We start from the raw sequence: 12,885 nt of genomic DNA on the forward strand, positions 1-12,885 counted from the left end.
GCCTAGCCTAAGTCGCAGAGCGGACGTCTCAGCTGCCCGGACCCTGGACGTGGGTACGTCCGATCGGCACGATGAGCGGCCGGTCCCCCACCGGATCGTCAATGACCTCGGCCCGCAGGCCGAACGCCTCGTGCAGCAGCTCGGAGGTCACCACGTCGCGCGGGTGCCCCTGCGCCAGGACCGAACCCGCCTTCATCACGATCAGGTTGTCGCTGTAGCGCGCGGCCAGGTTGAGGTCGTGCAGCACCATCACCACGGTGCAGCCGGACTCGTGCAGGTCGTCGACGAGGTCGAGCACGTCGACGGCGTGCGCCAGGTCCAGGTAGGTGGTGGGCTCGTCGAGCAGCAGGAGATCGGTGCCCTGAGCGAGCGTCATGGAGATCCAGGCGCGTTGGCGCTGGCCCCCGGACAGCGAGTCGACGGGGCGGTCGGCGAGGTCGGACACCCCCGTCAGGGCCAGCGCGCGCTCCACCACGGACACATCGTCCGAGGACCACTGCCGCAGCCAGCTCTGGTGCGGGTGACGGCCCCTGGCGACGAGGTCGGCCACGGTCAGGCCCTCCGGCGCGACCGGCGACTGCGGCAGCAGGCCGAGCTTCTTCGCCACGTCCCTGGTCTTGAGCCTGCCGATGTCCTCACCGTCGAGCACGACCGACCCCCGGGTGGGCTTGAGCAACCGCGACAGGGTCCTCAACAGGGTTGATTTCCCACAGCCGTTGGGGCCGATGATGGTGGTCACCACCCCTGGCGGGATCGTCACGTCCAGTGCGTCGATGACCGTCCGGTCGCCGTAGCCGACGGTGACACCCTTGGCCGCCAGCCTCGGAACGTCGGCGACTGCGGGCTCGATCCCGGTGATGTACTCAACGGCCATGACTACCCCTCAAATTAGGCTTGCCTAACCTTTCTATCACCTAGCGGCGGTTCGCCCGCACCAGAAGGTAGATGAGGAAGGGCCCGCCGATCGCGGCGGTGACCACGCCGACCGGCAGGGTGATCGGCAGCGCGGTCCGGGCGATGAGGTCCGAACCGATCAGCAGCAGCGCTCCCACCGTGGCGGAGGCCGCCAACGGCGGTGTCGGGTGCTTCGTCAGACGCATCGCCACCTGCGGCGCCACCATGGCGACGAAGGGGACCGGCCCCGCCGCGCTCACGGCGAATCCGGCCAGCAGCACCGCGCACAGCAGCAGCACCGCGCGCACCCGCGCGTGCCGGACGCCCAGGCCCGCGGCCACGTCGTCGCCGAAGTGCAGCGGCTTGAACTGGAAGGCCACGCCCACCACGACGGCCATGAGGGCGAGCGTGCCCCAGAGCGCCACCGACACGTCGTCCCACGACCGGTTGTCCAACGAGCCCACCAGCCAGGCCTGGGCCCGCGCCACGTCCTTGATGTCGGCGGTGACGAGCAGCCAGGTGGTGATCGCCTGCATCACGGCGCTCACGGAGATGCCGATGAGGATGAGCCGGAATCCGTCGACGCCGCGCCGCCACGCCAGGAAGTAGACGAGCAGGCCCGTGGCGAGACCCCCCGCGAGCGCCGCCCCGGACAGGCCGACCGAGCTGACGACCGCGGTGGCCGCACCGCCCGACACCGTCACCAGGAACACCGCGACCGCGCTCGCGCCTCCGGTGATCCCCAGGATGTCCGGACTGGCCAGCGGATTACGGGCGATGGACTGGGTCAGCGCCCCGGACACCCCGAGCGCGACGCCCACGACGAGTCCGGCCAGGGCTCGCGGCATGCGCAAGTCCATGATCACGAAGTTGTCGACCCGCTCGCCCCCGCCGAAGAGCGTGGCGATCACCTTCGGCAGGCCGACGGGGAAGTCCCCCACGGCGATGGACAGGCAGAACAGAAAGAAGGCCGCCGCCATCAAAAGCAGCGTGACCAGGACGACCCTGGGCCGCCAGACGAACGACACGCGGCCGAGCCGCACACCCGGCGCCACGGCCGGCTTCACCACTGTCACGTTCATGCGCTCTTGAACTTTCCCCGCCACACCAGGACGGCGAAGAAGGGGGCGCCGAGGAGGGCGACGAGGACGCCGGCGTCCAGCTCGCCCGGTCGCACCACGACGCGTCCGACGATGTCGCAGACCAGCAGGACGGCCGCGCCGAGCAGACCCGCGTACGGCACCAGCCAGCGGTAGTCGGGCCCGGCCAGGTACCGGGCCACGTGCGCCACCATGAGCCCGAGGAACGCGATGGGACCGCAGGCCGCGGTGGCCGCGCCCGCGAGCAGGGTGATGGCGACGATGCCGACGGTCCGGATCAGCGTGATGTTCACGCCGAGCCCCCGCGCCACGTCGTCACCCAGGTTGAGCAGGTTGACGGACGGCAGGAGCGCCAGGGCCAGGACGAGTCCGACGACGATGAAGGCGGTCATCGGCCAGATGACGCGGAACGGGACACCGGCCACCGAGCCGACGTTCCAGAACCGCAGCGCGTTCAGAGCCGCCTTGTCCGACAGCGCGACCGCCGTCGTCATCGCCGCGAGGAACACCGTGACCCCCTGTCCGGCCAGGGCTAGCGTCAGCGGGTTGCCGGCGCCCCGGCCGATGCTCGAAAGCCCGAACACGACGCCACCGGCGAGCGCGGCCCCCAGGAAGGCGAACCAGATGTACTGGAAGGGGTCAGTGAGCCCGAGGACGGAGATCGCCGACACGACGGCGAACGAGGCGCCGGTGTTCACTCCCAACAGACCGGTGTCCGCGATGGGATTGCGGGTGAATCCCTGGATCAGCGCCCCGCCGACACCCAGCGCGATGCCCGCCACGATCGCGAGCACGGTGCGGGGCACCCGCACGGTCTGCACGATGAGCCGGATGTCCGTGGCCTTCTGGTCGCCGTCCGCCCCCGCGAACAGCCCGTGCCACACCTCGGCCGGGGTCAACGCCCGTGCGCCCACGGCTATGGAGACGACGGCGGCGGCCACGAGGAAGGCGACGACGGCCGCCAGACCAACGATCCGCCGCTGTCGTACCCCTGCGGTTCTGGACGATGCCGGTCGTTGGACTGCAGTCGTGCTCATGTCGACAGAGGCTACCCGGGCGTCTGCGCCGGGCCGTTGGGGCCTCTCGCCCTCGCCCAAGGTCGGGCCGCCGGCGTGGCGGCGAGTGCCAGGGAGCACGGATCTTCCTTTCTCGTGCCTGGTGCGTACGCACCGCCGCCGTGCCTGGCCGGTGCGAACACCACAGGCACGGCGGCGGGCCAAAGGACCGGTCAGCGGGCCGCCTGCCCGACTCCGCCTTCGGTGACTTCCGCGACAGCACCCGTCTCGTCGGGTACGTCCTTGAGGTCGCGGTCGAGGATCGAGTCCAGGATCTCGCCGACGCGTATGGCGGTGTTGGACAGCAGGGAGGACGTGATGCCGTGGGTGTGCTCGGTGCCGCCCTGGAGGTAGATGGCGCAGCGCAGTTCGGGGTCGGTCGCCACCCGGTAGTCGCGCTCGACGCGGACGCGCCCCTGGTCGTCACGGTGGCAGCGGTCCGCGACCCCGCCGAGCAGGCCCAGACCGTCGGCCTCCAGATACCCGGTGGCGCAGACGACGACGTCGGCGTCCACCAGGCTCTCCTCGCCGGTGACCAGGGACTTGACGGTGGCGCGGACCCCGTCGGCGCTCTCCTCGACGGCGGTCAGGCGCGAGACGTTCAGGAAGCGCAGCCGCTCCTCGCCGAGCACCTTCTCCTGGTACGCCTGGCGGTACAGGTCGTCGATGAGGTCGATGTCCACCACGGAGTAGTTGGTGTTTCCGTGATAGCCCATCAGCCGGCGCTTGACGTCCTCCGGCGCCGCGAAGTATTCGTCGACCGCCTGGGGGTCGAAGATGCGGTTGGCGAAGCTGCTGTCGTCCGCCGGGCTGTAGCCGTAGCGGGAGAAGACCGCGCAGACCTCGGCCTCGGGGAAGCGGCGGTGGAGGTAGGCCACGTTCTCGGCGGCGCTCTGACCGGCGCCGACGACGATGAAGCGCGTGGGCTCGGTGCCCTCCAGCGCGTCAACCTTCTTCAGCAGGTCGGAGTTGTGCCAGACGCGGTCGGTCCGGTCGATGCCCTCGGGCATGACCGGGCGCAGTCCGGTGCCGATGACGAGATTGCGGGCGCGGTGCACGACGACCTCGTCGCCGGAGCGAGCCGTCACGTCCAGGTACTCCACCACGCCGTCACGCAGGACGGGTTCGACGGAGACGACCTGGTGGCCGTAGGAGACCAGGTCGTCGACCTTGGCCGCCGCCCACTCGAAGTAGTCGTGGAACTCCACCCGGAGCGGGAACAGGTTCTTGTGGTTGACGAAGTCGATCAGCCGCCCCTTGCTCTGCAGGTAGCAGAGGAAGCTGTACTCGCTCGACGGGTTCCGCAGCGTCACCAGGTCCTTCATGAAGGAGACCTGCATCGTGGCGTCGTCGATGAGCATGCCCCGGTGCCACCCGAAGCTCGGCTGCTGCTCGAAGAAGTGAGCGGTGACCGCCTCCTGCCTTCCGACGCGCGCGTTGTGCTCGCTCAGCGCGATCGCCATGGCGACGTTCGACGGCCCGAAGCCGATACCGATCAGATCGTGGACCAGTGGTGCGTCGCCAGGAAGAGCCTGTGACATGTCACTCCCGTTCGTGCGGGACAGCCGCCTGTCAGGCGTCGTGTCAGGGGTGGGAAAAAGGGGGCAGTCCAGGCACACCGGTGACCGGCAGCCGAGCGGAACTTAGGTGAGGCTAACCTGATCCGACCAGCCCTGTCGAACAGACAACCCGCACATATCGCCCACCCTTGGGTCAATCAAGCCCAGAATTGGCATCGTTGCGATGTTAGGTAAGGCTTGCTTTACTTACCCCTGATTGTTTCGCTCTTCTGAGGAGGAACCCCGATGCGGGTCGTCATGTTCGGCTATCAGACCTGGGGCCATCGCACCCTGAAGGCGCTCCTGGACTCCGAGCACGACGTCGTGATGGTCGTGACACACCCCAAGAGCGAGCACGCCTACGAGAAGATCTGGAGCGATTCGGTCGCCGAACTCGCCGAGGAGCACGGCGTTCCGGTCGTCATCCGCAACCGCCCGGACGACGACGAGTTGTTCCAGCGGCTGAAGGAGGCCGCCCCGGACATCATCGTCGCCAACAACTGGCGCACCTGGATCCCGCCGCACATCTACACCCTGCCCAAGCACGGCACCCTCAACGTCCACGACTCGCTGCTGCCCAAGTACGCCGGTTTCTCGCCGCTGATCTGGGCTCTCATCAACGGCGAGTCCGAAGTCGGCGTAACCGCGCACATGATGGACGAGGTGCTCGACGCCGGCGACATCGTGCGCCAGGAGGCGGTCGCCGTCGGCCCCACGGACACCGCCACCGACCTCTTCCACAAGACGGTCGACCTCATCGCCCCGGTCACCATCGGCGCCCTCGACCTGATCGCCGCCGGACAGACCGAGTTCACCAAGCAGGACCGGACGCAGGCCAGCTTCTTCCACAAGCGGGCCGAGGAGGACATCCGCATCAACTGGAACTGGCCCGCCGAAGTCCTGGCGCGCCTGGTCCGCGCCCAGTCCGCCCCGTATCCGGCGGCCTTCACCTTCCACCAGGGCAAGCGCCTGGAGGTGCTCTCCGCCGTCGTGTCCGAGGGCGTGTACGGCGGCACCCCGGGCCGCATCTTCTACCGCGAGGGCGAGGGTGTCGCGATCGTCGCCGGCGCCGACGCCCGCACGGGCCGCAACCACGGCCTGGCCATCACCCGGGTCCGGACGGAGGACGGCCAGGAACTGTCCGCAGCGGAGTACTTCACGTCCATGGGCGGCTACCTCACCGAACGCCCCTGACACAGGCGGCGCTCTTGCCGCCCCCCCCCCCCTGATCACCGGCCCGCCCCGGACGGTCCCGGGAGGACCGGTGTCGGCCGCCGCGCGGACCGTCCTTCCGCGCGGCGGCGCACTGACCGCCCTGCCGAGAACGGGCCGGCCTGTGCGGGTTTACTGGTGCTGCGTGCCGCGCGGGACGCAGCAGCGCCGCCGCAGAGTACTCGGTGGCTCCACCCGCTGAAGCGACGGTGAGCGGTCGCACCGGAGCCAACGGCGCGCGGCCTCGGGGGCGCCCGCTGCTCCCTCCGGAACTCCGGCCCTCAGACCGCGGTACGCACGGTCGGCAGCGGCATCAGGACCGGGCCTGCCGCCGGGTTCTTGCGGCAGGCGTCGCCGCACTCGGCGTCGAGCGAGCAGCACAGCGAGCAGATCGGCCCGGCCTGCACCGGGCAGTCGGCGATGTCCGGGAGTTCGTAGGCCGTCTCGCAGACCGCGCAGCTGTGGGTGGCCGTCACGTCCGCCACAGCCGCCTCCGGTCCGTTCACCGGGTTGGGGCGGGCGAGGTAGTACCTGCCCTTGGTGGCCCAGGCGATCAACGGGCACAGCACGAGCGCGAGTCCGGCCGCGATGAAGGTCGAGAAGGCTTCGGCGTACCGGCCGAACAGACCGAAGAAGGCCAGGATGGAGACGACCGAGGCGAACGCCATCGAGCCGAATCCGGCCGGGTTCACGGCGTACAGATAAGCCCTCTTGAACTCGATGTACTTGGGGCTCCAGCCCACCCGTTTGTTGATGACGAGGTCCGCGGCGACGGCCGTGATCCAGGCGATGCCCACGTTCGAGTAGAAGCCGAGCAGCTTGTTGAGGGCCGCGAACATGTTCATCTCCATCAGCGTCAGCGCGATGGCGAGGTTGAGGAAGATGTACCAGACCCGGCCCGGGTGGCGGTGGGTGAGCCGGGAGAAGAAGTTCGACCAGGACAGCGAACCGCTGTACGCGTTGGTCACGTTGATCTTCACCTGCGAGACGATCACGAACAGCGCGGCGGCCGGCAGCGCGAACGAACCGAGCCACGGGCGCAGGGCCTCGATCTGCGGGGCGATCGGCTCCAGGGCGTGCGTCTTGCCGACCGCCTCCAGGGCCACGAAGGCGAGGAACGCGCCGCCGAGCTGCTTGGCCGCGCCGATGATCACCCAGCCGGGTCCGGCGGCCAGCACGGCGAGGTTCCACCGGCGCCTGTTCGCCTCGGTCTTGGCGGGCATGAACCGCAGGTAGTCGGCCTGTTCGCCGATCTGCGCGATGAGCGAGAGCGCCACGCCCGTGCCGAGCCCGAAGCCGATCCAGGAGAAGCCGGAGCCCGCGCCCTCGGTGCCGCCGAAGGAGCCGAACGCGCCCCAGGCGTCCGGGGCTTCGAAGGCGAGCACCAGGAACGGCAGGACCATGCCGATGATCCAGAGCGGCTGGGTCCAGGCCTGCACCTTGGCCAGCGCCCCCATTCCGCGGAACACGATCGGGATCACGATGAGCGTGGTCACCAAGTACCCGACCTGGACCGGGAGTCCGATCGCCTGGTGCATGGCCTGGGCCATGATCGATCCTTCGAGGGCAAAGAAGATGAAGGTGAACGAGGCATAGATGAGGCTGGTGAGGGTGGACCCGAAGTAGCCGAAGCCGGCCCCGCGCGTGATCAGGTCCATGTCCAGGCCGTACTTGGCGCAGGCCCGCGCGATCGGGACACCGGTGACGAAGATGATCGTCGCCGCGGTCAGGATCGAGGCGAGCCCGCTGGTGAAGCCGTAGGTGAAGACGATGGATGCGCCGATCGCGAAGTCAGCGAGGTAGGCGATGCCGCCGAGCGCGGTGGACGCCACCATCGTGGGCGACCAGCGCCGGAACGAGTGCGGGGCATAGCGCAGCGAGTAGTCCTCGCGGCTCTCGTCGGCGGCCATCCTGGCGTAGCTGCGCCGGGGCCCGCCCTCCGGCGGCGGCTGCGCGCCCGCCTTGGCGGATGGTGCGGCGGCGGTGTCCGTCATCGCGGCTCCCCGTTCGTCGGTCCGGTGTGCGGTACGGACCGGAAGGTAGGAGCCGGACATGACGGCACGCCGCCGCCCAGGATTGCCTGCGCGTTAAGAGAGCCCGCCGCGGGTTAACTCCGGATCACACGGAACGGACGCGGGCTCTGGGACACCGGCAGTAGTGGTCGAACCATCCGGTGTCCCGCAGCGTGCGGGAAAGGGACGTCGTGCCGATCGCAGCCCCGAAGCCCCCCAAAGCCTCAGCCCGCCAGCTTCAGGTCGCCGCACCCCCGCTCACCCGGCAGGAGCGGGCGGAATTGCAGTCGGAACGTCGAGTTCCCGCTGGTCCACAGCGTGTCGGGGCGTGCCGAGGTCAGCAGGGTGCGGGCGCGGTCCAGGTCCGCGCCGGTCAGTACCGTGCAGGAGCCGCCGTTGACCTGCTCGCCGTCGCCCAACGGACCGAGTGGCCAGGGCCGGGCCTCGGGGGCCTTGCCCGAGCCCCAGATCCCCGCCGTCACGGCAAGTCGGGTGTAGGCGTACGGGACGGAGCCGCCTGTGCGGTCGGCGGGGGGCAGTTGGTCCGGGGTCATGGCGGCCAGGCGGGCTACGTCGCCCCGGCGCCCCTTCTCGGCGGGGTCCGGCTTGAAGACTTTGGTCACCGGGGTGCCTCCCGCGGCAGCGAGGGTGACGATCAGCCCCGGTGCGTCGGGCGCGGGCGAGCCGTACGTGTGTGCCTGGTCGAGGCCGGCGTCGAGGGCTCGCCGGTAGAGCCGTTCGACCGCCTGCACGGTGAGGAGCTGGACCCGGACCCCCGGTAGAGCACCCGTTGTCGGACCCGGCGTGTAGATCTTTCGGTCTCCGTACAGCGCGTAGTCCGGCAGTGGCGTGCCGGGCGCGGCCGGTGAGCTGGGGTAGTGCTGGGCTCGCAGGACCAGGGTCTCGGCGCCGCTCGGCAGGGTGATCTTGGAGGTCCCTGCCGAGCCGGTGCCGCAGCCTGCGAGCAGCAAGACCAGTGATACGGCGGGGATCAGGAGGCTGGGCAGGGTTCGCCGGCCCGCGGAGGTGCGGGGTGGTGGGGCGGCGCGGGGCAGGGGTGCGAGGCGGGAGCGGCGGGACACCGGGTTGGACGTGCCGTGTCGTGATCGGGTTCCCATGCCTCTTCGCCCCTTCCTCTTGGAGGGATGTTCCCCCGGAGTCATGCGGTGGAGCTGCGGTGCGTACGGGCCGAGCTGCGTACCGGTGCTGCTTCCGGTCCGTACGCACCGATCATGCTTTCTGTACCACCTGGTCGACTACGGGCTCGTAGCTATGACTTGGCCAGGGTGAGGGTGTAGGAGCCGCTGCCCGCCCTGTTCACCAGGACCACGCCGTAGCAACCGCCGGCCGTCGCCGTGTAGGTGAACGACTCGGCCTTGCCCGGGCCCTGTCCGCCGGCCTTGGCCGCCGCGAAGGCGCGGGGCTGTACCCACGTGCTCGACTGGGCCGGGTCCGACGCCATCAGGAACAGCTCTGCGTCCTGACTCGGATCCGAGGGCGTCGCCGTGATCGTCGCCTTCGTGTTCGCCGGTACGCACATGTCGCGGACCGTCACGATGTCGTTGGGGGCGGTCACCACGTCAGCGCGTCCGCGTGGACGGCGCCGCTCTTCTTGTCCGCGGCGTGCCGTGAGGCGTCGGAGATCTGGTCCTTCTTCGCCAACTCCACTTTTTTGTACGGGAGATCCGGGGTGGCGCGGCGCGGGGTGGCTCCCGCGGGCACCGTGGTGGAGCCCGAGATTCCCTGGGCCGGTGCTCGGTAGCCGAGCAGGGACTGGGCCGCGGTGGCGCCGGCGGTGACGAACGTGCGGTCCGCGCCGGAGTCCGTGCCGTCCTGCTTGGCGCCGCTGACCCGGACGTCGACCCGTGCGGCCCCGGCCGCCCCGGCTCGCACCGTGCCCTCGAAGTGGCGGGTCGCGCCGCGGGCGAGGGTGAGGGAGCCCTGCGCGCGGTCGAGCGGGCCGAGCGGCAGCGGGGCCGCTGAGTCCAGATGCCGCACCGACAGACCCGCGGGGGCGGTGACCCAGGTCAGCGTGCCGGGCAGGTCCGCCTCGACGCGGGCGCCGGACAGGTCGGTCTGCGCCGTGACGTCGATGGAGATCTTCGCCGTCCCGCCGACCGCGGGGACATGGTCCAGCTTCGTGACGACCCGTACGCAACGGGCTCATTCACCTTGCGTAAATGTGCACTGGGGCGCCGTTGACTTCGCCTTGCCGGACGTCTGGGCCGCGGGGCCGCTCGCGGCGGCGGTACCGCCGAAGACGAGCGCGAACCCGGCTCCCAGGGCCAGGGCTCCTCGCAGTCCGGATAAGCCGGGTGAACGTCTGCGTTTCATAGGTCTCCTCGGGCACGGCCGTGCCACGCACGAAGCCGTGCGGACGGGCGCGCCTCAGGAGGAACGGGAGGGGCAGATCACGGTGTGCCGTTCTCTTGCTTCCCCCGAGGCACACAACTTTGCTCCTGATGGACCGGCCCCGAACATAGCCATCCGGACCACTCGCGACAACCCGTCAAACGATCAACTTGCGACACGCTTCTTCCCACAACTCCGGTAACAGACACGGGAGTTGACGCCTACTCGGCCACCACCGTCGCCGACCAGACCGCCGGATACCGGTACGTCAGCCTGTACGCGCAGACAGCGTTCAGCGGCGTAACGGTCACGACGACCTGCTGATCCCGGCTGCTCATCCCGTTCGGTGCCGGTCCGAAGAATCGGGCCGGCACCGAAGCGCGTCATGGGGCATCCCTTCAGGACTCCCCCGGCTTCCCCCTTGGAGAAGGCCGCTTCCTTGGCTCAGCCGGTGTGCCCCTCGTGGCCGCCGTGTCCGGCGCCGTGGTCGAACGCCATCGCCTCCTTGGGCATGACGACGTACGGTCGCATCATCCCCATGTCCTCGTGCTCCAGCAGATGGCAGTGGTACATGAACCGCCCGTACGCCCCCTCGAACCGGCCCATCACGCGCAGGGCTTGTCCGCCGGGCACCCGGAACACGTCCTTGTACCCGTGCTCGTTCGGCGCGAGGGGTATCTGCCGCTGCGGGTCGACGGCCACGGGGCTGCGTGTGCCGCCCACCGTCGGGTCGAACCCCGACACGTCGTACGGGTCGCGGCCGAGGATCTGGAAGTCGGCCAGGTGGATGTGCATCGGGTGCGTGACGGGCGGGTTCACCGCGAGGTTGAGGAAGCTCCACTGTTCGTAGGAGCCTTCGGCGATCGTGAAGCCCAGGCCGTCGTTGAAGGTGCGTGCGATGCGACGGTACGTCTTGGTCGAGCCGTCCGCGCCGCGCACCTGGATGACGCCGTCGGCCGGCAGCCGCAGGTCCCCGGTGTCCTTGACCTCGGCCATCTCCCACATCTCCGGATGCCCGCCGCCGCCCTTCGTGCCGGGCGGGGTCAGCACGACGAGGCGGTGGCCGTGCTGAACGTCGTGCGTGATCCTGCGGAACGAGCCGGACAGGACGCTCGGCAGCTCGAAGTCGTCCGGCTCCCCCGGGTCTTCGCACGGGCCGACGCGGAACTCCATGACCTGCGGATAGCGCACGTCGCCCGCCACGTCGGGGACGCCCGGCGCCTCGTTCGGCCCCTTGTTGACGAAGCGGACGGCCTTCCCCGCGAGCGCCCGGAAGTCGATGAGGAGGTCCATCCTCTCGGCCGGGGCGATGGTGAGCGTGGGCAGGCCGAGGTCGAAGTCGACGGGCACCGGGCTCGGCAGGAGCCCCCCGTCGCTGCCGATCTGGTGGAGCACGCCCGGCACCGGCCGGTCGTGCTCGTCGACGAGCACCAGGTCGTAGATCCGGGCGTTGGACGCGTTGACCAGGCGGAAGCGGTACCACGCGGGGTCCACGTCGGCGTACGGCCAGATGCGGCCGTTGACCGTCGTGTACGGGCCGGTGAAGGGCAGTGTCACCGGCTTGCCCGTCTCGGCGTTCTTCGGGTCGACGATGAGCGTCTTGTGCAGCAGCCTGCCGTTGAGCCGGCCGCTCTCGTCCGTGGCCAGGTTCCGGTCGGCCAGCAGGAGCGGTATCTCCCGCTCACCGGAGGGGAGTTGGAGTGCATCCTCCTCGTCGTCCCTCAGGAGATACGTGCCGTACAGGCCCGTGTGGACGTTCCACCGGGTGATGTTCATCGCGTGGTCGTGGTACCACCACTGCACCGCTCGGTGGTCGTTCGGGTACTCCGAGAGCTGGGCGTCGCCGCAGCCCACGGCGTTGTCCGCCCAGCCGTCGTTGCCGCCCCCGGTGCGGGCGCCGTGCAGGTGCGTCACCGTCCAGGCGGGCAGCGCCGCGACGTCCTTGCTGGGCTCCGCGCCGCCGAGCCCCGGCTCGGTGGACGGCGAGGGCGTGGCCTGCGGGACCTCGACGGCGGTGACGGGATACTCACTGCCCGTCGGGACGCGGTTGGTCCATGCGATGCGCACCCTCTGGCCGCGCCGCACCTCGATGGTGGGTCCCGGAACGACGCCCCCGTAGCCCCACATCAGGGTGGGCGGCAGCTGCGGATGCAGCCGTACCCACGTGGGCCGTACGGCGATCTCCGTCTCCTCGCGCACGTCGTCGGAGGCGGGGCGCAGCAACGGAGGAATGGGCAACTCCGCGATGTACGGCGTCAGTTCACCGTCCTGCTGAGCCGGTGACACGTCGTCCTTCTCGGTCGGTGACGCCTCGCCGGTCAGCCGGTCCGCGATGCGCTCGATGATGTCGGTCAAGATGGAACACCCCCGTGTTCTCGTCTCGTGCACCTCCGCGTGGGTCAATACGCGCGGTGCCCCCGTCGGGCGGCCCGGTCAACGGCCACCCACACCGTCAGACGCCCGATGCGCCACGAAAGTTCACTGAATTCCTCAATCCGGTTGAAAGGCCCGCGAAGTCGTCCGGCGCCGAGCCCGGGCCGTCCGACCCGGCCGATCTTGTACGGCGAGGCATCCGCATACACCGGCCGGTGTCGCGCGCCGGAGATCCGACATCCCGCCCGGAAGGTGGCCCAGGTCACAGTCGGGCGGTGTCACGGTCTTGGGGGCGGGCGGTGTCCTATGGACGTCCGAATCGCCGCGG

10 protein-coding genes are annotated in these 12,885 nt (G+C 69.8%); 1 reads left to right on the forward strand and 9 read right to left on the reverse strand.

Annotation, left to right across the window (positions count from 1 at the left end; genetic code table 11):
• Positions 1-28: 28 nt before the first annotated feature.
• From ACSHXC_RS05025 to ACSHXC_RS05040, 4 genes are all read right to left on the reverse strand, one after another.
• On the reverse strand, positions 29-874 hold the full coding sequence (locus ACSHXC_RS05025) for an ABC transporter ATP-binding protein (protein WP_438290379.1): 846 nt from the start codon (positions 872-874) through the stop codon (positions 29-31).
• 40 nt (positions 875-914) lie between these two features.
• Complete coding sequence (locus tag ACSHXC_RS05030) at positions 915-1,976, reverse strand: FecCD family ABC transporter permease (RefSeq protein WP_438290380.1); 1,062 nt, start codon at positions 1,974-1,976, stop codon at positions 915-917.
• Positions 1,973-3,031 carry a FecCD family ABC transporter permease gene (locus ACSHXC_RS05035; RefSeq protein WP_438290381.1) on the reverse strand — a complete coding sequence of 353 codons (1,059 nt, stop codon included), beginning with the start codon at positions 3,029-3,031 and terminating at the stop codon, positions 1,973-1,975. Before ACSHXC_RS05035 ends, ACSHXC_RS05030 begins: the two co-directional genes overlap by 4 nt.
• 191 nt (positions 3,032-3,222) lie before the next feature.
• The gene (locus ACSHXC_RS05040; protein WP_438290382.1) at positions 3,223-4,590 is read right to left on the reverse strand and encodes a lysine N(6)-hydroxylase/L-ornithine N(5)-oxygenase family protein; all 1,368 of its coding nucleotides are present in this window, start codon (positions 4,588-4,590) and stop codon (positions 3,223-3,225) included.
• Between the two features lie 264 nt (positions 4,591-4,854).
• On the opposite strand from ACSHXC_RS05040, the gene ACSHXC_RS05045 reads away from it, so the two are divergent.
• Entirely contained in the window at positions 4,855-5,802 is a 948-nt protein-coding gene (locus ACSHXC_RS05045; protein ID WP_438290383.1) for a methionyl-tRNA formyltransferase, read from the forward strand.
• A gap of 299 nt (positions 5,803-6,101) precedes the next feature.
• Here ACSHXC_RS05045 and ACSHXC_RS05050 read toward each other — a convergent pair whose 3' ends face one another.
• The 5 genes from ACSHXC_RS05050 to phsA all read right to left on the reverse strand — a co-directional run bounded on the left by ACSHXC_RS05050 (position 6,102) and on the right by phsA (position 12,539).
• Positions 6,102-7,814: a purine-cytosine permease family protein gene (locus tag ACSHXC_RS05050; RefSeq protein WP_438290384.1), complete on the reverse strand. Its 1,713-nt coding sequence runs from the start codon at positions 7,812-7,814 to the stop codon at positions 6,102-6,104.
• A 242-nt stretch (positions 7,815-8,056) separates the two neighbouring features.
• Positions 8,057-8,950, reverse strand: a complete 894-nt coding sequence (locus ACSHXC_RS05055; protein ID WP_438290385.1) for a hypothetical protein — start codon at positions 8,948-8,950, stop codon at positions 8,057-8,059.
• 152 nt (positions 8,951-9,102) lie between these two features.
• Positions 9,103-9,408: a hypothetical protein gene (locus tag ACSHXC_RS05060; RefSeq protein WP_438290386.1), complete on the reverse strand. Its 306-nt coding sequence runs from the start codon at positions 9,406-9,408 to the stop codon at positions 9,103-9,105.
• Positions 9,405-9,830 carry a hypothetical protein gene (locus ACSHXC_RS05065; RefSeq protein ID WP_438290387.1) on the reverse strand — a complete coding sequence of 142 codons (426 nt, stop codon included), beginning with the start codon at positions 9,828-9,830 and terminating at the stop codon, positions 9,405-9,407. The genes ACSHXC_RS05060 and ACSHXC_RS05065 overlap by 4 nt, the downstream gene beginning before the upstream one ends.
• Before the next feature lie 798 nt (positions 9,831-10,628).
• On the reverse strand, positions 10,629-12,539 hold the full coding sequence (phsA, locus tag ACSHXC_RS05070; RefSeq protein ID WP_438290388.1) for an O-aminophenol oxidase PhsA: 1,911 nt from the start codon (positions 12,537-12,539) through the stop codon (positions 10,629-10,631).
• Between the last annotated feature and the right edge of the window lie 346 nt (positions 12,540-12,885).

Source organism: Streptomyces sp. HUAS TT7 (assembly GCF_051550175.1).
Lineage (GTDB): Bacteria > Actinomycetota > Actinomycetes > Streptomycetales > Streptomycetaceae > Streptomyces.